This window comes from Brevibacillus sp. Leaf182, from assembly GCF_001423865.2.
Lineage (GTDB): Bacteria > Bacillota > Bacilli > Brevibacillales > Brevibacillaceae > Brevibacillus > Brevibacillus brevis_C.
The window spans coordinates 310,428-334,914 of sequence record NZ_LMPN02000031.1; the positions used below are offsets into that span (position 1 = coordinate 310,428).

27 protein-coding genes and 1 pseudogene are annotated in these 24,487 nt (G+C 39.1%); 20 read left to right on the forward strand and 8 right to left on the reverse strand.

The window, feature by feature from the left end; translation table 11 throughout:
* Window positions 1-5: 5 nt before the first annotated feature.
* The 4 genes from ASG16_RS31370 to ASG16_RS23020 form a co-directional block, all read right to left on the reverse strand.
* Complete coding sequence (locus ASG16_RS31370) at window positions 6-488, reverse strand: recombinase family protein (protein WP_241970815.1); 483 nt, start codon at window positions 486-488, stop codon at window positions 6-8.
* 29 nt (window positions 489-517) lie between these two features.
* The gene (locus ASG16_RS31375; RefSeq protein ID WP_241970816.1) at window positions 518-751 is read right to left on the reverse strand and encodes a recombinase family protein; all 234 of its coding nucleotides are present in this window, start codon (window positions 749-751) and stop codon (window positions 518-520) included.
* A 1,437-nt stretch (window positions 752-2,188) separates the two neighbouring features.
* Window positions 2,189-2,344, reverse strand: a complete 156-nt coding sequence (locus ASG16_RS31755; RefSeq protein WP_483296480.1) for a DUF7660 family protein — start codon at window positions 2,342-2,344, stop codon at window positions 2,189-2,191.
* 82 nt (window positions 2,345-2,426) lie between these two features.
* On the reverse strand, window positions 2,427-4,043 hold the full coding sequence (locus ASG16_RS23020) for a hypothetical protein (RefSeq protein WP_056486505.1): 1,617 nt from the start codon (window positions 4,041-4,043) through the stop codon (window positions 2,427-2,429).
* 448 nt (window positions 4,044-4,491) lie between these two features.
* Here ASG16_RS23020 and ASG16_RS23025 point away from each other — a divergent pair.
* Window positions 4,492-5,559 (forward strand): annotated as a pseudogene (locus ASG16_RS23025) (YifB family Mg chelatase-like AAA ATPase); the annotation flags it as partial.
* On the opposite strand, the gene ASG16_RS23030 reads toward ASG16_RS23025, so the two are convergent.
* Both ASG16_RS23030 and ASG16_RS23035 read right to left on the reverse strand, forming a co-directional pair.
* Window positions 5,507-7,147, reverse strand: coding sequence for a recombinase family protein (locus tag ASG16_RS23030; RefSeq protein WP_056486508.1), 1,641 nt, complete (start codon window positions 7,145-7,147; stop codon window positions 5,507-5,509). The pseudogene ASG16_RS23025 and the gene ASG16_RS23030 overlap by 53 nt on opposite strands.
* 36 nt (window positions 7,148-7,183) lie before the next feature.
* Complete coding sequence (locus ASG16_RS23035) at window positions 7,184-7,675, reverse strand: ImmA/IrrE family metallo-endopeptidase (protein ID WP_056486511.1); 492 nt, start codon at window positions 7,673-7,675, stop codon at window positions 7,184-7,186.
* Between the two features lie 318 nt (window positions 7,676-7,993).
* On the opposite strand from ASG16_RS23035, the gene ASG16_RS23040 reads away from it, so the two are divergent.
* The 6 genes from ASG16_RS23040 (at window position 7,994) to ASG16_RS23065 (ending at window position 16,632) form a co-directional block, all read left to right on the forward strand.
* Window positions 7,994-8,626: a hypothetical protein gene (locus tag ASG16_RS23040; protein ID WP_056486514.1), complete on the forward strand. Its 633-nt coding sequence runs from the start codon at window positions 7,994-7,996 to the stop codon at window positions 8,624-8,626.
* Window positions 8,627-8,643: 17 nt separating this feature from the next.
* Window positions 8,644-9,843, forward strand: coding sequence for a 7-cyano-7-deazaguanine synthase (locus ASG16_RS23045; protein WP_056486517.1), 1,200 nt, complete (start codon window positions 8,644-8,646; stop codon window positions 9,841-9,843).
* Window positions 9,809-10,576 (forward strand): TatD family hydrolase, encoded by a 768-nt coding sequence (locus ASG16_RS23050; protein ID WP_241970817.1) that lies wholly within the window; start codon window positions 9,809-9,811, stop codon window positions 10,574-10,576. Before ASG16_RS23045 ends, ASG16_RS23050 begins: the two co-directional genes overlap by 35 nt.
* 178 nt (window positions 10,577-10,754) lie before the next feature.
* Complete coding sequence (locus tag ASG16_RS23055; protein ID WP_056486526.1) at window positions 10,755-12,137, forward strand: KAP family P-loop NTPase fold protein; 1,383 nt, start codon at window positions 10,755-10,757, stop codon at window positions 12,135-12,137.
* 498 nt (window positions 12,138-12,635) lie between these two features.
* Entirely contained in the window at window positions 12,636-13,991 is a 1,356-nt protein-coding gene (locus ASG16_RS23060) for an AbiJ-related protein (RefSeq protein WP_056486680.1), read from the forward strand.
* A gap of 112 nt (window positions 13,992-14,103) precedes the next feature.
* Complete coding sequence (locus tag ASG16_RS23065) at window positions 14,104-16,632, forward strand: DEAD/DEAH box helicase family protein (protein WP_056486529.1); 2,529 nt, start codon at window positions 14,104-14,106, stop codon at window positions 16,630-16,632.
* A 322-nt stretch (window positions 16,633-16,954) separates the two neighbouring features.
* Here the strand turns inward: ASG16_RS23065 and ASG16_RS31380 are convergent, their stop codons facing one another.
* Complete coding sequence (locus ASG16_RS31380) at window positions 16,955-17,332, reverse strand: helix-turn-helix domain-containing protein (RefSeq protein ID WP_082517157.1); 378 nt, start codon at window positions 17,330-17,332, stop codon at window positions 16,955-16,957.
* Between the two features lie 153 nt (window positions 17,333-17,485).
* On the opposite strand from ASG16_RS31380, the gene ASG16_RS23080 reads away from it, so the two are divergent.
* From ASG16_RS23080 to ASG16_RS23135, 13 genes are all read left to right on the forward strand, one after another.
* Entirely contained in the window at window positions 17,486-17,722 is a 237-nt protein-coding gene (locus tag ASG16_RS23080; RefSeq protein WP_056486532.1) for a helix-turn-helix transcriptional regulator, read from the forward strand.
* A gap of 16 nt (window positions 17,723-17,738) precedes the next feature.
* Entirely contained in the window at window positions 17,739-17,897 is a 159-nt protein-coding gene (locus ASG16_RS31035) for a hypothetical protein (protein ID WP_198674259.1), read from the forward strand.
* Window positions 17,898-18,081: 184 nt separating this feature from the next.
* Window positions 18,082-18,294: a hypothetical protein gene (locus ASG16_RS23085; RefSeq protein ID WP_056486535.1), complete on the forward strand. Its 213-nt coding sequence runs from the start codon at window positions 18,082-18,084 to the stop codon at window positions 18,292-18,294.
* A 443-nt stretch (window positions 18,295-18,737) separates the two neighbouring features.
* A complete protein-coding gene (locus ASG16_RS23090) occupies window positions 18,738-19,370 on the forward strand; it encodes a helix-turn-helix domain-containing protein (RefSeq protein WP_056486538.1) in 633 nt (210 codons plus the stop codon).
* Window positions 19,367-19,558, forward strand: coding sequence for a hypothetical protein (locus ASG16_RS23095; protein ID WP_056486541.1), 192 nt, complete (start codon window positions 19,367-19,369; stop codon window positions 19,556-19,558). Before ASG16_RS23090 ends, ASG16_RS23095 begins: the two co-directional genes overlap by 4 nt.
* A complete protein-coding gene (locus ASG16_RS30725; RefSeq protein WP_157966781.1) occupies window positions 19,555-19,707 on the forward strand; it encodes a hypothetical protein in 153 nt (50 codons plus the stop codon). Before ASG16_RS23095 ends, ASG16_RS30725 begins: the two co-directional genes overlap by 4 nt.
* A gap of 51 nt (window positions 19,708-19,758) precedes the next feature.
* Complete coding sequence (locus tag ASG16_RS23100; protein WP_056486544.1) at window positions 19,759-19,998, forward strand: hypothetical protein; 240 nt, start codon at window positions 19,759-19,761, stop codon at window positions 19,996-19,998.
* Entirely contained in the window at window positions 19,979-20,203 is a 225-nt protein-coding gene (locus tag ASG16_RS23105) for a hypothetical protein (RefSeq protein ID WP_056486547.1), read from the forward strand. Before ASG16_RS23100 ends, ASG16_RS23105 begins: the two co-directional genes overlap by 20 nt.
* A 169-nt stretch (window positions 20,204-20,372) precedes the next feature.
* Entirely contained in the window at window positions 20,373-20,591 is a 219-nt protein-coding gene (locus tag ASG16_RS23110; RefSeq protein WP_241970818.1) for a hypothetical protein, read from the forward strand.
* A 60-nt stretch (window positions 20,592-20,651) separates the two neighbouring features.
* A complete protein-coding gene (locus ASG16_RS23115; protein WP_056486553.1) occupies window positions 20,652-21,521 on the forward strand; it encodes a YqaJ viral recombinase family nuclease in 870 nt (289 codons plus the stop codon).
* The gene (gene recT / locus ASG16_RS23120; protein ID WP_056486556.1) at window positions 21,521-22,468 is read left to right on the forward strand and encodes a phage-derived integrase/recombinase RecT; all 948 of its coding nucleotides are present in this window, start codon (window positions 21,521-21,523) and stop codon (window positions 22,466-22,468) included. The genes ASG16_RS23115 and recT overlap by 1 nt, the downstream gene beginning before the upstream one ends.
* Before the next feature lie 165 nt (window positions 22,469-22,633).
* The gene (locus tag ASG16_RS23130; RefSeq protein WP_241970819.1) at window positions 22,634-22,990 is read left to right on the forward strand and encodes an HNH endonuclease; all 357 of its coding nucleotides are present in this window, start codon (window positions 22,634-22,636) and stop codon (window positions 22,988-22,990) included.
* Between the two features lie 19 nt (window positions 22,991-23,009).
* Window positions 23,010-24,002, forward strand: coding sequence for a DnaD domain-containing protein (locus tag ASG16_RS23135; protein ID WP_053079604.1), 993 nt, complete (start codon window positions 23,010-23,012; stop codon window positions 24,000-24,002).
* A gap of 42 nt (window positions 24,003-24,044) precedes the next feature.
* Here ASG16_RS23135 and ASG16_RS23140 read toward each other — a convergent pair whose 3' ends face one another.
* The gene (locus tag ASG16_RS23140) at window positions 24,045-24,263 is read right to left on the reverse strand and encodes a hypothetical protein (protein ID WP_041749502.1); all 219 of its coding nucleotides are present in this window, start codon (window positions 24,261-24,263) and stop codon (window positions 24,045-24,047) included.
* Between the last annotated feature and the right edge of the window lie 224 nt (window positions 24,264-24,487).

Here is a 24,487-nt window from a genome sequence, read left to right on the forward strand (position 1 = left end):
TGCTTCTATTTGGTTGCTTCGAAGGACTTTCTGCGTTTTTCCCACGTTTCTACATCAACGATGGCTGGAACTTCACGTTCGATGATATCGCGCTTTCGTGTGCTCCGTTTTCCATAGAAATGTACTCCCTTGTAAGAGGTATTCGTAATGATCCCACGTATTCTTGAGGGGCGCCAGATGCCCGCAGTATTCTCTTTTCGTTTCCCTCGAGTAACTTTCCGATCATCTTTTGCGTAAGCCGTAGAGACACCAAATGCATTTAGGTAGTCAGATACTTTAATGCAAGAATGGCCTTGGTTAGCAAGCATGTGAAAGATTAGCCTTACAACTCCTGCCTCTGTCATGTCTGAATAGGGGAGTAGTTCTTCACAAATCTCTAGATAGCCTTCACTGTCCACTCGATAACCGTAGGGGACAATACCTCCTATCCATTTCCCGGATCGCGCAGCGCGGTTTGCACCGACCATAGACGTTCCAGAATGTCCCACGTTCCAAGTCAGCACTCCTGCTAGAATAGTTAGGAGGAAGTCCAGAGGGATCTCCTGTGTCGAAAGGCTCCGTCATAGAACAGATTCTTCACACCGTCACTTTCTAGCTCGTGAACGGAATTCAGGATGTTTCTAGCGGATCGTCCAAGTCGGTCTAACCGGTAAATAAGAAGGAGATTTATAATTCCGTTCTTAGCATCTTGTAACAGTTCACGGCCTGCTGGAAGAGCATCTAGTGGAATGGTTCCAGTAACTCGGGTCATCCTTGTACCACTAAACGATTTCTAACTGATAGAGATCTGCATACTTACGAGTAAATTCTAGCTGATTTTCAATAGTACCTCGTTCAGCTTGATCGTCAGAACTTACACGTGTGTACATAGCGAGTCTCATCTTTGATATCCCACCTTAGAATAAAATAAAGTTCAAATACAAGGGTGTATGTTCTGGTTCTTAAATAAAGAAAGTCTGTTATGGACGAATGTAATTACGAATTCTTTTCTTCTTTTTCGAGAAATTAAAAAACTTATTTGCAACCAAACCAAGTATTAGTAAGTCAATAGCTTTAGCAAACAGTACATGTACTATTTGGATTATACTTAGAACAGAGCTTTTGTTAACAAGTTCCTGAAGCTTAGTAAAAATGGAGTCACCTGTAAAAGGAATGGCATAATGAATTGAAAAGGTAAAATAAAAGATGTTATAAAATGCTTCAATAGTCTTAGTATTAAAAGTTTTTTTGATCTCGGTGAAATTTGGCTTATTAGTTAAATAACCGAAAACGTCACCTAACAATATGACAGATGAATATATTATTGAAAATACAATGTCAGTTAAAAGAACAACCAGAACTATAAAAATGATCGTAATAGTAAAAGTCTTTTTAAAATCTGTTACTTTTATTTTATTTAGACTATCAATGATTTCGTACATAGACTCAATTAAGGCATTAAGAGCGAATACAAGTGGGAGCACTAGACTTATAACCATAAAAGATAGTTTTAGTGTAGTGTTTTCACCGAAAAAAAACATGCTAAGAAGTGAATAAAGTAATAGTAAAGCTCCCCAATAGAAGACTAGCGCACAAACTTGGATGCTAACTCTTAAAGAAAGAGAAAGTGTAGACAAAGTAGCACATTTATAAAAGATCAAAGTTGATAAAATACAGAAGTATAAAATAAAGGCATATATGAAAACTTCCAAAGTGATCATTAGTGGTAAGAAAGAATAAAATAGTAAAAATGAAAAGATAAAATATTTACTATAGAACAGTTTAAATAGTTGTATTTTTAAAATATAGAGGTCCTTTTTGATTTCACTCAATAGCATTTCAGTCCAATCATGATTTAAATTTCTAATTAGTATAAATGAAAGGCAAGAAACTGGAAAGATTTCCTGGTAAAAAATGGTTGCATAGGTATTTTTGTATACAATTTATTCCTTATCTTCTCTAGTCTTTCATTATACAGATCTGAAGAGACTTTAAATTTCTCGGAGAATACTTCGACGAACTCTGGCAGTTTAAACTCATAACTCTGAAGCATGTGTAGCGGTAAAGCTGCATACCTCGTAAAATTCCTGGCATCATAATTTGACGACCAGCATGCCTAAGGATATGGCATGGCTCATGATAAAAATGCTCCCTCTGTATAAGTGAAGAGAGTCTTTTGTCTATCGTAATACTTTTGAAACGGCCAAATTCAGGGCTTATCTGGCAGATATCCCATATCTACTGTATCTTCCATCCAGGATTCCATTGCTTCTAAAAAGGCAGTGAGCGAGAGGTTTTCCCATTCACTTGGGTTCACTTGAAGATCGTGTCTTAATGACTTTATGAATTGAATAAGCTCAACTATGAATCAACATTCTCGCATTTCTCAAAAAGGTCCATATTAAGATATTCTCCCTAAAATTAAAAGTCTTTATTATATAAATAGGCTAAATTCTAATTTCATTTTCTGATTGTATAGTATTAGGGTTCCAAGCATAAAGTATGTTGCCAATATGCTCTTTAAGTAGAGGAACCCAAGCTACGTCAGGTAATCCACCATTTTTTAGAAAAGAGACGCCTGGTGAATTGTATTCGGCATATAGTAAGAAATTATTGTTCGACGTAAATAGACTTTTGTTTCTTATTCTTATATTACCAAGGTAAACATTTAAATATATCGAGTCTGCAGGAATATCTCCATGTTTCACTTTAATTTGTGGAGTTGGAGGATTAAACATGCTTTTTAATTTTCGTATTGAATCATTAACAATCCGTATGTATTCCTTCTTTGACATTTTCTTCTCAATAAATAAATCTGCTTTAAACCTTTTAAACTCTTTAGTACTGCAATCAGATATGTTAGCTAACCTCCACCCATTTCCCTTGGTGATGGGGAATCGATGGTATTTAATATAATCCAAATCAAGTAATTCATTGTTAGGCTCCCAGAAAAGGACATCTCCACGACTTTCGCTCATCGTGTACAAGTCGATGATATCAATCTCACTATTGGCTACTGCATCGAGATCTATTGCAGAATACCTTGCCCACCCTGGTAACATTCGCTCATTAGAAATTGAAACAAAGTAAGAATCATAAGATGGATAAATAGCCCTAGCTATTGAAGCTACTTCAATAGAAAATTTCACAAGTTCTCCACGTTCATTAAATCTTGTATTAAACATCATATTTAGTTGAGTTCCATCTGGTGATTCAGAAATTACTCCGCATGTTGCACCCGGCAAAGAGAGTAATATTTTGACAAGACCGTTTTTAATAAATGTATCATCTTGCATTATCATCTCTATAGAAGACATTATATCAGGATAGATCGAGAAGAATCTAATAAAGGCGACTATCATTCCACTTACATCGTCAAAAAGATTCTCAATTGTTCGGTCAAAATCAGAATAGGTCATTTCTTTTGTTTCTTGTTTACCTTTTTTATAAAAGTAAAATTGAGCCTTTATGTCAGTTAAAAAAATGCCTCCATGATTAATTGCATTACGTAGATCAACATCAACATTTTCGCATAATTCTGGGTATCCATTACTTACAAGCATTTCATAAAGACCATTAAGCCTTGTTTGTGATTTTAAGTCTTTTTCAACGATCAAATCTAGCAAATCACGGAACGACTTATATAAATTTGTTAGACATCCTTCAATTAATCCATTATAAGTGGGGATTCGATACATTCTCGTTTTTATTTCTGGGCTATCGTTCACGAATGAAAGATCTTCTATTATCTTAATTAGTTCCTTATAACATGCATACGAGATTAAAAAATGTGTCAGGACAGATTTTAAAGCCTGTTCTATATCAACACTTTTATTATAAATGTTTTGGAGTCCTTCAAAAGTTCGTGCAGCAACTTTTTCATTCCACAAAGAGTAGGGTTCAGTACAGAGGAAATCATAATATGATGATAAGAACAAGAGTGGAATGTCTTCTAATGAAGGATCGATTTTCATTTTTGCTAAATCTAGTAGATCTTTTAATTCTATTTTTTCTTCTAATCTGTGAATATAATGTGATCGCATGTACATGTAATATTCTTGCATCTATGATTCACCTTTCTTTTAGTATTTAAAATAAAATAAAGGCACGCTTACTCTAATGCGTGTCTCGTTGTCATTTCTTGTTATTCTGCTCCGCTAGATAACTCGAGTACCTTACATGCTCCAAAGCCGTCTTTTATCTTCCTTTTGCATAGCTTGTCCTGTTCGAAAGAGAAGAAGTTTTCGAATTCTGATAGGTGCTTGTCCTATTTAGCTGAAGATGTAAGGGGGGATCGCCCCATTAATAAATTGTTTGATTCATTATTACAAGACTTAAGTAATTCTAGAAATATATACAATACTAGGAGGGGTGTAATGTAATCGTGCTCCCAATTAGAGGATTTCTGTTGAGAAATGTTAACACCATTAGCAAAGTGTTTTTGGTCCAGCTCCAATTTACTTGCCCACCCCCTCTATCTTTTCCTACCCTATAACCAGAGGGGGAGAGAACATGTACGCATGCAGCTATTCAGGCACAGTACTCGGCATAGATGGAATGGTAGTCACTGTAGAAACAGACATAGCAAATGGCTTGCCTCAATTCGATTTGGTTGGACTTGGCGGTTCAGCAGTAAAAGAAGCGAGAGATCGTGTTCGTGCTGCCTTGCGCAATGCAGGATACGATTACCCAATGCAGCGGATCACCGTCAACCTGGCACCAGCAGACCAGCGTAAGGAAGGCTCAGGCTTTGACCTTGCTATTGCGTTTGGAATTTTACTCGCCTCTAAACAAATGCTACCCAGGCAGGAACGAATTCTCGTTTTAGGAGAGTTGGCATTAGACGGTTCCCTTCGCCCTGTAACGGGTGTACTCCCTATCCTGTTAGAAGCCAAAAATGCAGGATTTACCCATGTGATTCTCCCCGAACAAAATGCAGCGGAAGCACGGCTCGTCGACATTACCGTGTTGCCTGCGAGCAATCTGGAAGAGGCCGTGAACTATTGGAAAGAAGGGCTTCATTGTAAAGACCTCAACCTGATTTTTCACGAAACACAAACAGGCAAGACTAATACCAACCAACTGCCTCCCGATTTTGCCAATGTTTACGGACAGCAATTTGTAAAACGTGGCCTGGAGATCGCAGCAGCCGGATTTCATAATGTGATATTGGTGGGGCCTCCAGGTTCAGGGAAAACTCTTTTAGCTACTTGCCTGCCTGGTATTATGCCGAACATGACCATTCATGAATCTTACGAAGTGACGAAAATATACAGTATTGCTGGTCAATTAAAGCGGGAGAGTGGGCTTGTCGAGGAGAGACCTTTTCGTGCACCGCATCACACAATTACGGCCACCGCATTGATTGGCGGTGGCGCACAAATCCCACGTCCCGGAGAATGTAGCTTGTCTCATGGTGGAATTCTCTTCCTCGATGAAATGCCTGAGTTTTCTCGGCATGTATTAGAGGTATTGCGCCAGCCGCTGGAATCAGGGATTGTCACGATTGGACGATCCAAGCAGGTTTTTACCTTTCCTGCTCGGTTTCTGTTAATTGGTTCGTGTAATCCTTGTCCGTGTAGATAATATCCTTGGAAAAACAATACTGAACGGTGACAGAAGCACGAGGGCGTTTTGATCCTTCACTAGGGGTTGTATGCACCTGAATGCGTTGTACCAGAGCCTTCACAATTTCACGTCTCGCTTCAAATGATGGATTGTCACCTAGTTTGTTTCGTAGTGATGTGAGTAATTGAAAAGCATTCATTACCTTAGTAGAGTAATCGCGGTCAACTTGTAGCGAGGTCCGTATTTCTTTTATCCGTTGCTCGAGGATCTCTTTCTCTTGATTGATTTTTTGGATCTGTTTTTCTAAATCGGTAAAAGTAATGATGCTTTTACGGAAGAGGTCCAGGATACTCTGTCGTTCTACATCTTTATCATCGATGCTCTTTTGAATAAGTGTTATTTCGGACTCTAAATCGACCTTCTTAGTCTGCTTTACTTCCCTAGCTGCAGCAATTTCCTGAAGGGCTTCCCCTGGCTGATTAATAAAGGACAAGCAATCTCTCCACACAAGGTCCTCGATCCAATCTTGCGGCAGATTCTTTGATGTACACTTCCCTTGCATTGGACCCTTAAATGCTTGTTTACCGGTACAGACATAGAATCCTTTCAAAGCTCGTTTACTTCCTGGATAATGAATCCCCACATACGTTAATCCGCAGCACTGACATTTTAGTAGGCTTCGAAGTAAATACTGATTCTTGGTGTTACGCATAGCTTCTATTTGATTACTTCGGAGGACTGCCTGTGCTTTTTCCCATGTTTCTAAATCAACGATGGCTGGAACTTCACGTTCTATCAAATCGCGTTTTCTTTTGCTCCGTTTTCCATAGATATGTAAGCCATAGTAAGTGGTACTCGTAATGATCCCACGTATTCTTGAGGGGCGCCAAATACCCGCAGTTTTCTGTTTTCGTTTTCCTCGAGTAACTTTCCGATCATCCCTTGCATAAGCCGTAGGAACACCTAGGGCATTTAAGTATTCTGAGACTTTTATGCATGAGTGGCCTTGGTTAGCAACCATATGGAAAATCAGCCTAACAACTCCTGCCTCTGTCATATCTGAGTGGGGGAGTAGCTCTTCACAAACCACCAGATAGCCTTCACTGTCTACGCGGTATCCATAGGGGACAATACCTCCAAGCCATTTACCAGCCCGTGCAGCGCGGTTTGCACCGTACCACAAACGTTCTATGATGGTCTCACGCTCTAAGTCAGCTACCCCTGCTAGAATGGTTAGAAGAAACCGACCAGATGGGTCACCAGTATCGAAGGGCTCAGTCATGGAACGGATTTTTACACCGTCACTTTCTAGCTCGTGAACGGAATTCAGGATGATTCTAGCGGATCGTCCAAGTCGGTCTAACCTGTAAATAAGAAGGAGATCGATAATTCCGTTCTTAGCATCTTGTAACAGTTCGCGACCAGCTGGACGAGCTTCTAGTGGTATTGTTCCAGTAACGCCGTCGTCCTTGTACCACTTAACAATTTCTAACTGATGGAGATCCGCATACTTACGAGCAAACTCGAGCTGGTTTTCGATCGTACCACGTTCTGCTTGATCGTCTGAACTGACACGTGCATAAACTCCTAACCGCAACATGGTTCCCTCCTATTTTTGAATTGTGCTTTAGATATGTTACGAGATGAATTGAATAGGGTTGCATGACAATTTTGATTTGATTCTCAGCAACCTATCTGAACAAAGTTCCGGTGTAACCTTAAACTGATCTGATAAGATATCTAGTATTTCAGGCTGCTTGTAATCATAGTGCTTCAACATATGTAGGGGTAAGGCAGCGTATCTTGTGAAATTCCTTGCATCCCATTCCTGTAATTCACGAAAGGCAGCGGGCATCATTAGCTGGCGTCCGGAATGACGGAGGATATGGCACAGCTCATGATAAAAATGCTCCCTTTGCACAAGTGAAGGGAGACGTTTGTCTATCGTTATACTTTTGAAGCGGCCGAATTCATATGCCATTGATGGGATCTCTTTGTAAAAGAGATGGATGTCTAGTGATCTTGCTATACGATGTTCATCTAGTTCTTCAGGTGTGTTTATCCCTAGCCGTTTGTAAAATTGACTTATCCAGATTTCGAGCGGAGTAGGAGAATAGGACAATTTCATTGGTTCACCCCTACAGGAACGTTTGTTCTATTTATCTTGCTAATATATCCTATATTCCATCTATCTTCCAGTGTATTGTTTGTGTCACTCCTAATCTTTGAACAGTACGGGGGTGTAATCTGAGGAAGAAGGGGTTATATATAGGTGGATTTAACCCAGTATTAAAAGTTCTATAAGGTAATAGAAAGGGACAAAAAGATAGTGTTAAAAAATAAATTTTACATCTTAATAATTTGTGATTGAATGACAAAATGGAAAAAACAATGGTATATTCTAAATAGGTAAAAATAACTAATATTTGGTATTTGGAGGAAGGTTATGGGAACTTCAAAGCGTAAATTAAATGAGAAAATAAAACAGTTGATTCAAAATAATTCAAGCAAAGACATTAAGGAATCTGTTCCAATAGCTACATCAGAAATTATTACTGAAAAAGAACTTGATAAAGTGTTCAAAGAGGACTCTTTTAGACTATTTGTCGTGGCAGGAATTAATGGGATTAATCGGGTAAGGGCTGGCGAGTTTGGAGAAATTGATTTCGAAGAAGTCAAAATCAATGAAGTAACATTACAGGAAATAATCCAGCGAATTCTTGATATTGTCGAGGAGACAGTAGACACTGATTTTGCTGATGTAATGTTAAGGGCTTTTAAACTTGCTCTTACAGCAACATTGAAGGAAGATAAGGCAATTTTAGAATTTGTCTTAGACTTCTGTTTTTATCTAATTTTTCTTTTGGTCCAGGGAGAACTAATTGAAGCATTTAGTGATGTCTATACTGATTTTGGTCATGATCAAATTAATGACTTAATTAAACAGCAGGTGAGGCTGGTTGTTTCAGAAGAATTGAATGACCTCATTACGGACTATGTTGATGGGAAAGTTCAACTTAAAGTACTGTTAAAGCAAATAACATCCAAGGCAAATGCTGTTAAAATCGGTGAGTTCTGATAAAAGGGGTAAGAACTTTGACTACATTGGATCAGTTACCGCATGAGCGATTGTTAGAGAATTTAGGAAATAATTTTATCACAGATAACGATCAGAAAATTCTAGATTTGGTCGACGTTATCAGTACAATTTACATTAGAGATATCCAAACAAAGAGACGAGATTCGTGGTCAAGAAAGTTTGAGGTTAGTGTTCCAGTTACAAATGTTTCTTTGTGGGAACAAGCTAGGCCAATTCTAAGTAGGTTAATAACTTTTGTCAGTGGAGATCAGGTAGAGATTACATATACTCAACGAGAAAAGGAGTTTAGAACCGGTTTATTCACTGACCTTACAAAGGGAAACTTTAAAGCCGTATCACTACTTTCTGGTGGACTAGATTCATTTAGTGGAGCATACCATAATATAGCTAATGGTATACCTAGTTTATATAATGGGTATCAGAACAGCAACAACTCTGAGCACAAACGTCAGAAGTTAGTGAGTGAATTTATTTGTTTACAGGATCCATCAGCAGCTTCAAAAATATCGCCAAATTTAAAAGTGACAAAGATTGAGCCCACACAGGCAACGCGTTCCCTTCTATTCTTGGCATTAGCTTGTGCTCTGGCATATTCCTATCAGATTAAGGATGTCTTTATATATGAAAATGGTGTGTTATCTTTGAATCCAGTAATTAATCATCGTTTCACTACAAAGACAACACATCCAAGAACTATTTCACTATATAATCAATTATTGAAGGTACTTGAGCTAGATATTATGATTTCGAATCCGTTTTTATTTGAAACAAAGGGTGCTATTATTGATCGTTTAAGCAACACTTTTAAAGTTGCTATTACTAATACATATACATGTAGCAGGAGTAGACAAAATATTTATGTGGGGAAATTCCAATGCGGGCACTGTATACCGTGTATTTTAAGGAAAATTTCCTTAGCTGCATACGATAATGAACACTACGACGTTGAGTACGATGTTCCTTATGACTATAAATTGCGTAGTATTAAGGACAAGTATGTTCAAAATGAGTATAAGTCTTCTGTGGATTATTTCAGAGAGTTAAAGGGTAATATTGATAATGGGAGTATTTACTCTTACATCGATATCCGACCTCGGGATTATGAGACTGGGGACTATAACGAGAGGACGACAATAATGTTAAAGGAGTTCAGCCGCGAATTTGAAAGGTTCTGGTCCAAGTATGCGATTTATTGATTTTCATGTGCATATTGATCATTACCCTGATCCTATTCGAGTCGCAAACGAGTATGAAACTCATAAGATATATGCTCTGTTTGTCACAAACTTGCCGGAGTTATTCGAGAAACATTATGCCAAGTTCGCAGCGTACAAATTTGTAAAGCTTGCGATTGGCTATCATCCTGATCTTACTGGAGAGTTTCCGTTTAACAGGGACCTTTTTGACAAGTTAGTTCAAACAACAAGTTATATTGGTGAAGTAGGAATTGACATCAGCAGGGATACGAAAGAATTGATTAATAAACAAGTTGAGAATTTTGAATTCATAACACAACCTAAGTATAATTTTGGAAAGATCTATTCTATCCATTCGACAGGTGGAGAAGATGAGGTCCTTGAGATTTTAAAGAAGAATAAAGTAAAGCAAGCAGTTTTTCATTGGTATAGTGGTAAGCTTAGTACACTCGAAAAAATTATTGAATGTAACTATCTTTTCTCAATAAACCATAGCATGTTGTCATCTAAGAAGGGTCAAAAAATAATAAGCCTAATACCAAAGGACCTTATGCTTTTTGAAACAGACGGCCCATTTGCTAGATACAATAAACAACTAGTAACACCTAAAAACATTCAAGAGATCTATCAAAAGTTTAACGAATGTATATCGAACTTTGACCAACATGTATTTCGTAACTTCAAAAGAATGCTTATTGAAAGAGACTTATACAAAATAAATTCAAAAAATTAAGGGTATGTGTTTTGCATATCTTCTTAGTTTTATTTAAAACACCCTCTTGATCACTGATCAGGAGGTTTTGGCGTTTTATGCTGACTTAACTCGTTTGGAATAGGAAGGTAATGGGGACTTTTTAACGAATTTATACCAGGAAAAATGTTAATGAAAATGAAAGCCAAAGGGGAATATTATGAGTTATTTAACATTTGAGAATGACGATAAGCTAAATCGAAAGACATTTGCGATTCAATTAACAAAAGTGTTATCAGAATCAAAAGAATATGTTAATGAAGGTTCTTTAGTAGTAGCTTTGAACTCTCCTTGGGGCACTGGAAAGAGCACCTTTATTAACATGTGGAAGAGTTATATTTCTGATGAGTTTAAAGAAAGTTTTGACACGTTTTACTATAATGCTTGGTCTTTTGATAATTGGGACAATGCATTGACCCCAATTGTAAACACATTAATAACACAGTATAAGTTTACTGGAATAAAAACTAAACTTAAAACGAACCTGATGGAGAAGGCTTTAGGAATTTCAAAGCATTTGACAGTAAGCACAGTGAAAAAATGGAGTGGCGTCGACCTAAATGAGATTGCGGATATTTTAGGAACTAGCGAAGCAGAAGTAATAGATTCTCTTAAGACTGATAGTAATTATGATCCATTCAAAGAACTTGAAGAATATGAAAAGATAAAAGATGAGTTTAAAAGTGTACTTACTGAAATTAGTAAAGAGAAAAAAATCGTACTATTCATTGACGAGTTAGATAGATGCAAACCACTATATGCAATTGAGACATTGGAAGCAGTGAAGCACTTTTTTGATATAGATAATATTATATTTGTTTTATCACTTGATATGGAGCAATTATCACATTCGATCTCAACAGTGTATGGTAATAATATGGACTCTCAGGGGTATTTAAGAAGATTCTTTAATTTAAATTTTAATATTCCTAGCCCAACAGTAGAGGAATATACGGAATTTATTTTCGAGCAAAAAGGAATAATAATAGAAAGCAATCTATGTAGTTTCTCTGTTAAACTTTTTAAGAGTTTAAAACTATCGTTAAGGGATATTAACACTGTCTCAACTAATATAAAACTATTATTTAATACTATTTTTGAAAGTGATACTGATATTAAAATGTTGGAAATTTATTTTTACCTTATAACCTTAAAATATAAAAAACCTGAAATTTATAAAACAATACTCACTAATAGATATCTAACATCAGAAAATAGATCAACTGGGAATTACGATACTCTTGAAACGTATTATTACAGATCAAATGAGTTTAACGATAACATTTTAAGGTTTGTCAGAATATTGGAAAACGATGGTTCTCAAAGAACATTACTTAGTTTGATACAAGATAATAAAACCCAACAGGAATTAATATCTAATGAAAGAACTTATACTGCTAAAGAATATCAGGATATTTTTAAAAGATTTGATATTTACTTTGTTGACGGTAAAGATATTTTCATTAATAAAAATTTATTGCAAACATCCATTTCACAATATCTGGATAGGAAGTTAGAATTGTTTTATTCATGGGAGACGTAGTACTTCTAGCGTGGTAGTACTTGTTTCAGAATAAGTCTACGGATCATGGGTTAAGCAACTACTTAAACTGTTTTTTATTAATATATTTTTTTAGCTAACTAGATCAATTAATTCTTGGATATTAAATTTATTATGCAAAACAAACGCAAGAAATAGTGCCTCCTTGATCACTGATCAGGAGGTTTTGTCGTTTTATGTCAGATAAACTCGATCGAATGTTGTAGGTAATTCGTACTAAAAAGCGAAATCTGTATTATTGACAATAAAATAATAATGGTTGTTGCGAGGCTGTGGTGGACCGAGAGTACTAATGGCCTCATGGGGGATGTTAGCGGTTCTATTTGAGCCTCCCTATCTCTCAAGTTTAAATCCAAAATAATAATTGAGGTGGTCAATCTTAACTTCGAGGTGCGTCAAGAAATAAGTCACGCTTCATGTTTTTTTCACTTATTCAAGAGAATAAACGCGATGCAAAGTTGCTCTAAAATGGGGGGAATTATGGCGAGTATCAATGAGCTTATTGATGAGATAACTCTGGTACTAAGAGAGGAAAAAACATATGATTTACCGACTGTTTGTACCCGATATGGATTGGAAAGTGGAGACGAATCTGAGGCTTTTCAAAGCAGACGAGTTTATATCCAAAAAAGACTTAAAGGTAAAGATCAATTATTTCTATTGGACTTAGCTAAAAGGATTATTAGTGACTATGGATCGAAAGCTAACGCATTGCTTAAGTTAGTGCGTCGCCTCAATTCAACTGGACTTTTTATGATCAGTGAGATAACCAGGCGAAATATCATGGACGAGTTATACGCTAGGAACAATATTACGGGAAAATATGAATTGGTCGAGTTTCTCAACAGGATATGGAATCTAGACAGTATGCCTTCAACAGACTACAGGTTTAAGACAGCAGCGGGTGATGTATGGCAACACATGGTCAATAATTCTGACTGGGACGATGTTTACTTATTTGAAAAGTATTTAGAATTAATGATTGCAACCGATGAATTGTTTGTCAAATTTATTGAGCAGGTAGTGCATCCATTAGTGAGACCGCAAGTTGAGCAGGGTGAGTATATTGAAGCTATAAATAAGCACTTAGTTCATGATGGATTTAGTTTAATATTGGCAGAAAATATTTCAGGGTTTCCAGTCTATAAAATAGATAAGGTGCTCAATGGAGTAAAAGGCCATGTAAAAAACTTGATATTCGCGGCAGTTGGGCACAAGCCGGAAATTGTTATAAGTGATTCAATCAATAACGACATTAAAATCGTCAAATATGAAGATAACTGCTTGATTTATGATCGCCCTATTCCAAACACGGGGTTGTTTTGGACAGACATTGTTTTTTGGTGGGCAGAAATGAACGATATTCAAAATCTTAGTAGAGAGACGGAAATTGAACTTTACAAAAGGCTATTCAGTTCCTTAGATTCTTTACCGGAGAAATTATTGTTTAAAAGCTATTTTAAGTATTTCAGGGAACAGTTTGACAAGAATTTCCCTGCTTTAATACCTCAAGTTTATTTACATTATGATCCTTACACTATTAGGCAAAGATCAGGAAAAGTGTACTTGCCGAGACAACGTATGGACTTTCTCTTGTTATTCTCAAACAAACAGCGAGTAGTCCTCGAAATAGACGGAAAGCAGCATTATTCCGATGGCGATATTTCCAATCCCAAAAAATATGCTGAGATGGTACAAGCAGATAGGGAGTTAAAACTGAACGGATATGAAGTGTACAGATTTGGGGGGTACGAATTGATGGACGAAGAAAGAGGGTCGGAAATTATAGTGGAGTTCTTCGAAGGATTATTCAAAAAACATGCTATTAGGTCATAATCAGTCTAATACAGCTATATAAGTACAGAAAGGTTTTGAAGATACTAGATATAGGATAATTGTCATCTGTAAAGTTTTTAATGTATAGGATTTACAATTGGAGGAATGTAAAGTGAAGATTAATTTCGATATGCTTGGTGGAGATAATTCTGCCGATACAGTCATAAACCCACGTGAGATATTCAGTTTATTACCAAAAAAAGATCCAATTTATAATTATCCTAGAGATGTCCAGACAGAGGTATGGAATAAATGGTTTGACGATAACGTTAGGAACAATGAGTACAATTTAATTAAAATGAATACAGGCAGTGGAAAAACAGTTGTTGGCCTGCTAATTCTTAAGAGTTGCTTAAATGAAGGAAAAGGTCCTGCTGTATACATAGTACCTGACCCCTATCTAGTCTCCCAGGTTTTTGAAGAAGCTAGAAAGTTAGGTATTGAGGTTACAGACGATGAAGACTCTATTAGTTTTAAGAAAGGTCAAGCAATTTTAGTTATTAATGTTTATAAGCTTTTTAACGGTAAGTCATCGTTTGGAGTTCACGAAAAAAGAATACCGATTGGAAGTATTATTATCGACGATGCCCATGCTTGTTTAGATATAACAGAGTCGCAGTTCACTATGGAAATCCCATATTCTACAGACCTCTATACCAAACTATATCGAATTTTTAAAGGTCCACTTACCGAACAATATCACACTGGAATTTTAGAATTGGAAGCTCAAAGCCCTACTGTAAATATGCTAGTTCCGTTTTGGTCTTGGCAAGATAATATTAAACAAGTGACAGAAATACTGTATGAAGCATATAGAATTGCAGAAGAAGATTATAGAAAGGGAAAAGCGGTCAAGGATTTCGATTCACTTCGATTTTCTTGGCAGTTACTTAAAAACTGTCTACCATTGAGTAGTTGTGTTTTCGGGAGTGATAAAATAGAAATCTCACCCAGATGCGTACCAATCGATTCTATTCCGAGTTTTGTAGATTGTAAGAGAAAAATCTTTATGAGTGCTACCCTGGCTGATGACAGCATACTAGTTTCGCATTTTAATATCGACACTGAAAAAATTAAGCTTACAATTACTCCAGAGTCTACGGACGACATTGGCGATAGAATGATTGTTATACCGCAAGAAGTGAATCCTGATATAAAAGATATTGACATTAAGGAATTTTTAAAGGAAGAGTCAAAAAAACATAATGTTGTTGTTATCGTCCCATCCCACTATCGTGCTCACTTTTGGAGTGACAGTTGTGATTTAATCCTTACAGCTTCAAACCTTCAAGAAGGCATAACAAGGCTTAAAAATGGCCATGTTGGACTTGTTGTACTTATAAATAAGTATGATGGAATTGATTTAGCTAAGGAAGCTTGCGAGATATTGGTTATTGATGGTTTGCCAGATGTTCGTAGACAGATAGACAAAATTGAGCAGGGAGTATTATTTGGCACAGATGATACTCTGTCAAAAACAATTCAAAGAATTGAACAAGGAATGGGAAGAGGAATTCGTTCTAAGGATGACTACTGTGTTGTTTTCCTAATGGGAAGAACACTCATTAACAATCTTTATGGTGAAGGTGCGATTGATAAATTTACCCCTGCGACTAAAGCGCAGATCAAGCTTTCCGAACAATTAGCTAAACAGGTTAAAGGGGCAAGTATATGGGAACTAAAGGATGTCATAAATTATAGTCTATATAGAAACACTTCATGGATCTCCAAGAGTAAAGGGGTACTATTACATCTCAAATATGATGCGACCTTTAAGGTAAATTCAGTTACTAAGAAACAACGCGAGGCTTTCAATGCTGCCTTGATTAGGGATTACACTAAGTCTGTTCAGCTTATCAATGAAGCGGTAAATGAAACTGCTGATTTGAAAAGTAAGGGATATTTGAAGCAACAGTTAGCTGAATATTTATATTTTATTGATCAAGAAGAATCACATGTTACCTTAAAATCTGCAGTTAATGATAATAACTTGGTTCTTCATCCACTAGAAGGCATTCAATATGCAAAGTTGCAGAGGTTTATAGGTAGTCAGGCAGTACAGGCTTCAACCTTCTTGGGTCAAAAATACAACACTACTAACAAGCTTGTAATAGGTGTAAATAAGCTACTAGAACAATTAGTCTTTAAACCTGACTCAGCCTCTGTGTTTGAGCAAGCATGCAAGGAACTGGCATATCATTTAGGATTCTCGGCACAAAGACCGGAGGCTGAGTACAAGAAAGGGCCAGATGTTTTATGGGAAATTGGAAATCTTGAGTATATCGTAATTGAGTGCAAGAATGGGGCTACCGCTCCAACAATAAATAAACATGACTGTAACCAATTAAATGGTTCCATAGTCTGGTTTCAAGAGAAGTATGATAGCTCTTGCAGATTTACGCCAGTCATGATCCATCCGTTTACAGTTTTTGAGTATGCCTCATCTCCAAATCCTAATATCCGGATTATGAATTCGGAGAAGTTGGAGTTATTAAAGTCAAGGGTGCTTGGGTTTACAAAAGCCATAGCGTCACATGGCTCTTTTCAAGATACAAGAAAAATTGATGAATTACTTAACATGTACTCGTTAAATGCTTCGATATTTATTCGAGAGTACACAGTTGGGTTCACTGTTAAATGAAGAATATGTAATTACGGAAACATTATTTCCTATAACCAAATTTTGTAATGTATCGTAAGGCCCCTGTTGAGAAGCACTCACCGGGGCTTTTTATTGCTTGATAAAACATATACTCACGAAGGGGTTAAGTGGTTGTTAAGGTAAATACAAGCGAAGGCTTATATCTCGTAGGAGTTTTAGAGCTTTTTTGCATGCTACAAAACATCATAGATCTACCCAAATATCTGCAATTCGGTTTTATTATCTTTATACTTCATTCTCTGTCCACAAATAGTCTTCTCATACAAAAACAAGGAGACACTCCAATCCGAGTGTCTCCTTCTCATTTCTGTTGCTCCGCAAGATACCTCAGGTACCTTACATGCTCTAAAGCCTTCTGTTTATCTTCCTCGCTTAGCTTGTCCAATTCGTAAAAGAAGAGGTTCTCAATATCTGAAAGTTGCTTGTTATTTAGAGAGGAAGAAGATGTACTATTGTTTGGTTTTGATTCAATTCCGTATCCTGCAATTTTCATTATTTCATCGTAATCACAACTCAAACCATCAGCTAGTTTTTTTATAGTATCTGGCTTAGGGATTCCACGTTGTCCTGATTCTAACTGGGATATGTGAGCAACTGAAACTCCAGAACGTCTTGATAGCTCCCTAACTGAAAGGCCGCGAATATCACGTAATTGTTTAATGTATTTACCAAATTCCACCGCGATCCCTCCAAAAGTTAGCATTTGTGAGCATTATCATTTTATCATGTTAGCGTTTGAAAACAATTGTTTTCAAAAAGGAACAAAAATGATTGCAAAAAGAAACGCATGGTGTTATTCTGTTTACAGAAAGAAACAAGGGAGGTGTTATCAATGAAAATTAGAGTAAAGTCTCATGAATTTGCTCAAGCGAGAATCATTAAGGGATATTCTCAGCGCGGCCTAGCTACAGCATTAAAACGAGCAGTATCTTATATTTGTCAGGTTGAAAACGGACACCGTAATCCAAGTCCACAAGTTGCAAGACAGATTTGTGAAGTACTAGAAGTAGATTTTGAAGTCATTTTTTTTATAACAAACGTTCACAAAAGTGAACAAAAATCTGCCTGAAGAAAGGAGGCCCACAATGATCAAACCACCTAAAGGTATTGAATTCCATCGCGAGTTCGCACCTGATATGAAACGAATGGTCCATGCTTTAGAGGTTTTGCTTAAGTCAAAACCAGCAGAACCAAAGGAAACCACTGAGACAGATCAACCTGTAAAGAAAGAGGAAACAGCCTAAAGGAGTTCTGGACACACTCACACAACTGCATAGAGCGCCGAAGAGCGGGAGCGAGCGAAGATATGAGCCGCGCCTTAATACATTCCACCAATTCACCAGGTAAGGGTGATAACAAGGTCAAGGTGGGGTCACTGCCAAGACTCGACGCTGCATGCAGTTGTGTGATGAAAGTGAGGTGAGAACTATGCAACAGTTATCCAATATTATTGCAACCGCAGAAGCACTTAAAAAGAAAGGGGCACTTTTGGAAAGCTTCTGCGGCGCGGAAAAAATCAATCAAATCACTCAATCAACTTTAGAACAACTGCGTTCTAACATGATTACACCAGCGATTGCACGAGATTTATTGGAGTTTATATCCGAAATTTATTCGCTGGAACATAAGTTTCCTCAATAGAAACACTGAACAAAGGTTCTTGTCGTTCGGAGTGATACTTCTTGAAGTGATAGTTCAGATCATGAACAGTAGCTAATGCATGTATTACGTCCTTAGACATCTTCTCATCCATTTCAACAAGACAATGTGGACATTTGAATTGTCTATCACCTGAGTTGATTGATGAAAAGTAAACAATAAATCGGTTATCACAATTTTTGCAAAGTATGTTAGCTGCAGTACTCACGTTTTCACCACCTTCCGTTTCTGGCATCTGAAGAACGCCACTCGCCAAAGTTCACGTTCTTCCGACAATAGATTCAACAGAGGTTATGGAAAGTCCTACCAATTGCTTCTTGTTTCGCTTTTATAAGAAAAAGCCCCATCGTGAGCCACGAGGGGGGTCTGAAAGATGAGCACAGTTTCATTGTAATTCGAAAACCAAATAGAAAAGAGGAGAACAGATGGGGAACAACAGTACAACGATTTCACTATATTCTCGCTCTCGGATACATGACATCTGCGAATATGCTTATCAGAATCAGCGTACAGGCGAACAGCTGACGTACGAATCACTTGGGAAGAGGCTTGGAAGATCGGCACGCTGGGTATCGGATGTAATTAATGGCCGAGCGACGCCATCCCGAGAGGATGCGGAAGCGTTCGTGAAGGAATGCGGCAATCACCGATCGGTTCGGATGTTAAAACATCTGTTTGGCGATGCACCACCACCGACTGACCCGCGCTTGATGGTTAATCTTACAGCTACTTTATATAACCTCATCAAACAGTGCCAGGATGTAATCCATGAAGCACAGGCATTGATTGAATGGGAGCGTAAAAGGCGACCATGGGATTCGTTATCGACAGATGAAGAAAGTCTCTTGAAGGAAGCGGGTAAGCAGATTGAAGACCTATTCCAGGCGTGTGATGACGTACATATCTTGATGGATGAACGCTACGGTATTGATCCAGCCATTCATCAACACAACTGGTTATTAGAAGCAAGAGACCTGGAGATAGTCATAACCGATCCACGCGAGTTAATGCGCCGCGAACGACAAGAAATGTTATTTGCGGGAGGGCGGACTCAATGAAAACAAATCAAGACTGGAATCGGAGAATGCTCGAAGTACTTGAAAACACTTACCAATATGACGCTGATATGACGGAAGTTCTGATGCCGGAGGTCGCAAAGCAATACACGACAGCAGACGAACAAAACGAAAACTATCGTGATCGGTTGCTTCTATTTAAAGAAGATTTAGAGGAGGAGAAGGCATGAAGGAACTAACAACTGCACAAGGTGTAATCGAGTTAGTATGCGATGGAGATCATCCAGTTGGACGCAAGGTGATTACTATAGGCGAGATGGTTGAATTAGAGCGAATGGCAGAAAAAGAGAAAACCGCCCGCGGCGAACGGACGGCTTAGAAAAACAAATCTATTCGAAGAGTACCATACCTGATTGAGGAGGACAAGTCTTTGAAAAAGTCAGTGGCTTCTCAAATAGTAGAGCTGCAGCGTGAACTTGAAAATGCAGAACAAGCATATCGACAAGCTGATGATGATTGGCGAGCGGTAGATGTGCAATACGTTCAAATGAAACGTCTTCGTGAAGAACTAGATGTTCATAAACGTGATTTGGCGCATGAGATAGAGTGGCGTGTACGGGAGATCGCAGCATTAGAGGAGGAGATTAAGTATGAGCGCACCATTGCTTGATTTTCAAGAATATGTAGAGAAAACGGAACTGAGCAGGCAGCGTTCGATAGAAGGTCTGGCATTTGATATCGATGACAGTGGAATTGAATGGACCGTACGGGATGTTATCGAGGAGCTAGAGCTATTAGTTGATGGGAAAGCAACAATGGACTTTGAGGATTTCGTAGATGGAATCAGAGAACAGGCAAGGCGCTTACTCAAATAGTCGAAACTGGGGCAACATTGCCTCAGTCTGCCGGGAATAACCTACCGGCACTGATGAGACAGGTTACATAGCGAGGGAGAAAGAGCGTGGCGGCAGTCAAGGGAGCTGCAACGGCCGCGTAGGGGTTGGGACGCGGCACCTCGTATCCAAAAAGGAAAGGAGGATGGAAGTGGTTTGGAGCAGGCCGGTCAATGTAAAGAAGCGTGAGGACTTAATCCGGAGAACAGGGACTCTGAAGCACAAAGTCACTATCGTTGACGCAAAAGAAGAATTCCATGGTGTCGATGTCAAGGTACGTGATTTCAGGGGGGAAGAATACTGGACCACATTAGATGACGTTGAGCTGGACAATGAAAAAGACTCCGCGGCAACGGAGTCTAACGGCTAAAACTTGGTTATTTCTAGCGTAACTCGTTTACCTCTAAAAAACAAGAGGGAGGGACAGAGCATGCAAGCCATTCGTTTGGTGAATACGCTAAACATGCAGCATGAAGATTGGCTGGAACATCGACGTCTTGGAATTGGTGGTTCCGATGCTGCCGCGATATGCGGGTTAAGTCGCTACAAATCACCGATGGCAGTTTATCTAGAGAAAATGGGAGAGCTACCACCGGTAGAGGACAATCCAAAAATGAAGGCAGGGCGACTTCTGGAACCTGTTATTGCTGATTGGTTTGCAGAGGATACCGGGTACAAAGTATGGCGACAAAATGCGATATTTCAACATCCGGAGCATCCCTTCATGCTAGCTAATATTGATCGCTGGTTGCCTGGACAGAATGCAGGCTTGGAATGCAAGAACACATCGGAATATTGCAAGGATGACTGGTCGGGTACGCAGGCTCCAACGGAATACATTCTTCAATGCAACCATTACATGGCTGTTACTGGGGCAGATAGATGGTTTATCGCCGTTCTGATTGGAGGCTGGGATTTTCAATGGCGGGTAATCGAACGGGATGAAGAGCTGATTAAGAACCTGATTACTATCGAAAAAGGATTCTGGGAAGAGCATGTGGTGGCAAAAATTCCGCCAGTCTTCTCTCATCAAGATACTGACTATCTCAAGAATGCATTTCCTGAATCTATTTCGGATTCTTCAATTGAGCTACCTGAGGAGGCATACCCGATTATCCAAGAGTTGCATCTAGCAAGAGTAGCTAAAAGCCAAGCCGAACAGCGAGAGGAAGCAGCAAAGAATCAGATCAAGGGCTATATGCAGACAAGCGAAAGAGCGTATTTTCAAGGGGATCTTCGGTTTACATGGAAGACCGGGAAGCGCGGCCGTATATTTCGGGTAATTGGAGGGGATGAGTAATGTCTGAAGATAAGAAAGTTAATCAGTCGGCCTTAGCCGGGCAACTAGCTCAGCGCACGATGACTAAGGCTGAAAACTTCAATGCAGTCATCAAGAAAGAGCTTGCAGACAACTTTCAAGCGATCAAATCGTTAGTACCAAAACATATGACGCCTGAGCGTTTAGCTCGAATCACGTTAACAGCCATCAGTAGGACGCCTGCACTTATTGATTGTACACCTGCATCAATTGTGGGAGCTGTTATGAACTGTGCAACGTTGGGACTGGAGCCTAATTTAATCGGACACGCCTATTTAGTTCCGTTCAAAAACAACCGTACTAAGCAAATGGAATGCCAGTTTCAGATTGGATATAAAGGACAGATTGATTTGATTCGGCGCACTGGTGATGTTTCTAAGATTTATGCTGAGACCGTCTACGAAAACGACTTGTTCATTTACATCAAAGGTGAGGACAAGCGTCTAGTCCATGTTCCTTTTGATATGCTGCACCACCTAGAGAACTTCACTCCGAGTAAGGATGATTTCATGGACATAATGATGGCTCAAGCTATCTCAGCCATTAAATCTAGGGGAGCAAATGATCAAGGGAAGCCAGTTCGTTACTATTCAGCTTATCGACTAAAAGATGGAGCTTTTGATTTTGTAACCATGACGGCCGAGCAATGCCAAAAGCATGCCATGACGCATTCTGCTGCCAAGAAAGACGGGAAGCTGATAGGTCCATGGAAAGACCACTTTGAGAGTATGTGTAAGAAAACCTGCATCAAGGAAATGGCGAAATATATGCCGATTAGCATCGAAGTGCAGGAGAAGCTTTCGACTGATGAAGCCGTTCTGAAGCTTCGGAAAGATAACGGAATTGAGTCAGACAACATTTTCGATGTGGATTATAAGGTCGTAGAAGAAGATCAAGCTGAACCCGATGAAGTGGCAGCTGAGCAATGATAGAGCGATGGTTTCTACTCCCCGACATGTATCGAGTGTTTGAAGATGCCGAGACGCTGAAACGATTCGCAGCGGCATTCATGAGGAGGTACTATCCGGAATGGACTCCAATCAAGATAAAGCAATACAGAGTACTTGCACAAAAGGAAGGCGATAAAAATGAGCATGTTCAATGAGGTTCGAGCCGTTCCTAAACCTACATTTAAGCGAAGAGTTAAGAAACAAAAGGATCGCGGGAAGATTTCTTCCAAAGTTCTCGCCGAGGTGTGGGAACGGGATAAGGGCTGCTGTGTACTTTGCAAGAAAAGTAGTAAGCAAGTATGGACATTAGAAGGGCACCACATCATCTTCCGAAGCCAAGGAGGAACTGGGGAACCATGGAACGTTGCACTGGCATGTGGACCAGTTACTCAGTCAGGTACGTGCCACTGGAAGGCTCATAACACGCGAGCGGGTCGCTTAGCGTTTATTGAATACCAACAAAACACTCTCCTTCCTTTCTATCAGGGAGGAGCATCATAGCCGGGAGGAGTTGAGGGAAGTGGCTAGAGCAAGGAACATCAAACCAGGATTTTTTAAAAACGAGGACCTGTCTGATCTCAGTCCGCACACAAGATTATTGTTCATCGGATTGTGGTGCTTAGCTGATCGTGAGGGGTTTTTAGAGGATAGACCAAAACGAATAAAGGGTGAGCTTTTCCCTTATGAGAATGTCGAGGTAGACCAGTGCTTGCAGGAATTACATCACGCTGGTTTTATCATCAGATACGAAGTGGATGGAGAGCGCTTCATTAGTATTCCAAAATTTAAGGACCATCAAAATCCTCATCATAGAGAAGCAGCGAGCAAAATACCAAAGCCCGAAGTAGGTAAGGACAAGCCTAGGGCTGTGACCGACCAAGGTAAGGCACAGCCTCAGAATAGCCTAGGGCTTTCCTCGGAAATTCCGTACCTAGGTAGTGACGAGCCTACTAAAAGCCCTGCTGATTCTCTGATTCCTGATTCCCTTAAACTGATTCCTGATACCACTACTACTGATTCCAAGGAACAGCATAAAAGCGTGGTGGTGGTCGGTGGAAGGGACCTGCAAGTTTTCAATAGCGTAATTGATCAATACAAGCATTATTTCAACTTCGACCCTAATCCAACTATCATGCAGTTACTACATAGCTATCTCGAAGACGGGGTACAGTTGGACTTGTTGGCTTGGGTAATGCGATATGCAGCAGAAAAAGGCAAGGCTTGGGATTACGCAAAAGGGACCCTGGAGAAGATGTTCGTTCAGGGGGTGCGGACTGCTGAACAAGCAGAGATTGCTAACCGGGAGTTCCAACAAAAGCAATCGCATAAGGTTGTACCTATCAGAGATAGCAAGTTAAGAGTAGACAGTCTCCCAGCATCTGTTCAGTGGCAAATGGAGCAAGAAAGGGCAGGAGCGTTCCAGTCCCGGGAATCACCGCGCTTATTACGTGATGACCCGGAACTAATGGGAATGCTAGACCGCATGAGACGGTCAAGGACAACAGGTAGCTAGACCACTGAATGTTACGACAGACTGGGCGTTTTACCGAATGAATTATCTGGGGTAAGCTCGCCCATGGCTGCCAAATAGCTCATGAATATGGCGATAAACCCTAACATGCATATCAGGGAAAACAAAAGCAACGTCTCCAGGAGTAAGCTTCAACTTATCTGACGGCTGCTCGATAGCAAACGGTATCTCCATAGATTGCAATGTTTCTTTCAAGTAACCCACTTCGGACCAAGATACCGAGTAATAAAACGACTTTTCCACGTGACCAACTCCTTTGTGAATATTATGCCACGCGGAGTCGGGACAAAAAAGGAGACGGGAGAATTGCATCCGTTTATAACTAGGGATAAAGTTGAACACCCGGAATTAGGTCGGGGAGTGGTCATACAATGGCAGCCCGCCAAGCTACTTGTTAAGTGGGAGAAGTCCGGTAAGGTGTCGCTAGTACCTAAGTCAGAGGTACGACTGATTTAGGAATAGTGCAC

What these genes read in the sequence shown, in the direction of transcription:
- recT (WP_056486556.1), top strand. Translation starts at nt 21,521, where the DNA reads ATGTCTGAAGATAAGAAAGTTAATCAGTCGGCCTTAGCCGGGCAACTA.
- ASG16_RS23055 (WP_056486526.1), top strand. Translation starts at nt 10,755, where the DNA reads ATGAGTTATTTAACATTTGAGAATGACGATAAGCTAAATCGAAAGACA.
- ASG16_RS23085 (WP_056486535.1), top strand. Translation starts at nt 18,082, where the DNA reads ATGCAACAGTTATCCAATATTATTGCAACCGCAGAAGCACTTAAAAAG.
- ASG16_RS23080 (WP_056486532.1), top strand. Translation starts at nt 17,486, where the DNA reads ATGAAAATTAGAGTAAAGTCTCATGAATTTGCTCAAGCGAGAATCATT.
- ASG16_RS23105 (WP_056486547.1), top strand. Translation starts at nt 19,979, where the DNA reads ATGAGCGCACCATTGCTTGATTTTCAAGAATATGTAGAGAAAACGGAA.
- ASG16_RS23115 (WP_056486553.1), top strand. Translation starts at nt 20,652, where the DNA reads ATGCAAGCCATTCGTTTGGTGAATACGCTAAACATGCAGCATGAAGAT.
- ASG16_RS31035 (WP_198674259.1), top strand. Translation starts at nt 17,739, where the DNA reads ATGATCAAACCACCTAAAGGTATTGAATTCCATCGCGAGTTCGCACCT.
- ASG16_RS31375 (WP_241970816.1), bottom strand. Translation starts at nt 751, where the DNA reads ATGACCCGAGTTACTGGAACCATTCCACTAGATGCTCTTCCAGCAGGC.
- ASG16_RS23090 (WP_056486538.1), top strand. Translation starts at nt 18,738, where the DNA reads ATGGGGAACAACAGTACAACGATTTCACTATATTCTCGCTCTCGGATA.
- ASG16_RS23020 (WP_056486505.1), bottom strand. Translation starts at nt 4,043, where the DNA reads ATGCAAGAATATTACATGTACATGCGATCACATTATATTCACAGATTA.
- ASG16_RS30725 (WP_157966781.1), top strand. Translation starts at nt 19,555, where the DNA reads ATGAAGGAACTAACAACTGCACAAGGTGTAATCGAGTTAGTATGCGAT.
- ASG16_RS23130 (WP_241970819.1), top strand. Translation starts at nt 22,634, where the DNA reads ATGTTCAATGAGGTTCGAGCCGTTCCTAAACCTACATTTAAGCGAAGA.
- ASG16_RS23035 (WP_056486511.1), bottom strand. Translation starts at nt 7,675, where the DNA reads ATGAAATTGTCCTATTCTCCTACTCCGCTCGAAATCTGGATAAGTCAA.
- ASG16_RS23095 (WP_056486541.1), top strand. Translation starts at nt 19,367, where the DNA reads ATGAAAACAAATCAAGACTGGAATCGGAGAATGCTCGAAGTACTTGAA.
- ASG16_RS23030 (WP_056486508.1), bottom strand. Translation starts at nt 7,147, where the DNA reads ATGTTGCGGTTAGGAGTTTATGCACGTGTCAGTTCAGACGATCAAGCA.
- ASG16_RS23060 (WP_056486680.1), top strand. Translation starts at nt 12,636, where the DNA reads ATGGCGAGTATCAATGAGCTTATTGATGAGATAACTCTGGTACTAAGA.
- ASG16_RS23040 (WP_056486514.1), top strand. Translation starts at nt 7,994, where the DNA reads ATGGGAACTTCAAAGCGTAAATTAAATGAGAAAATAAAACAGTTGATT.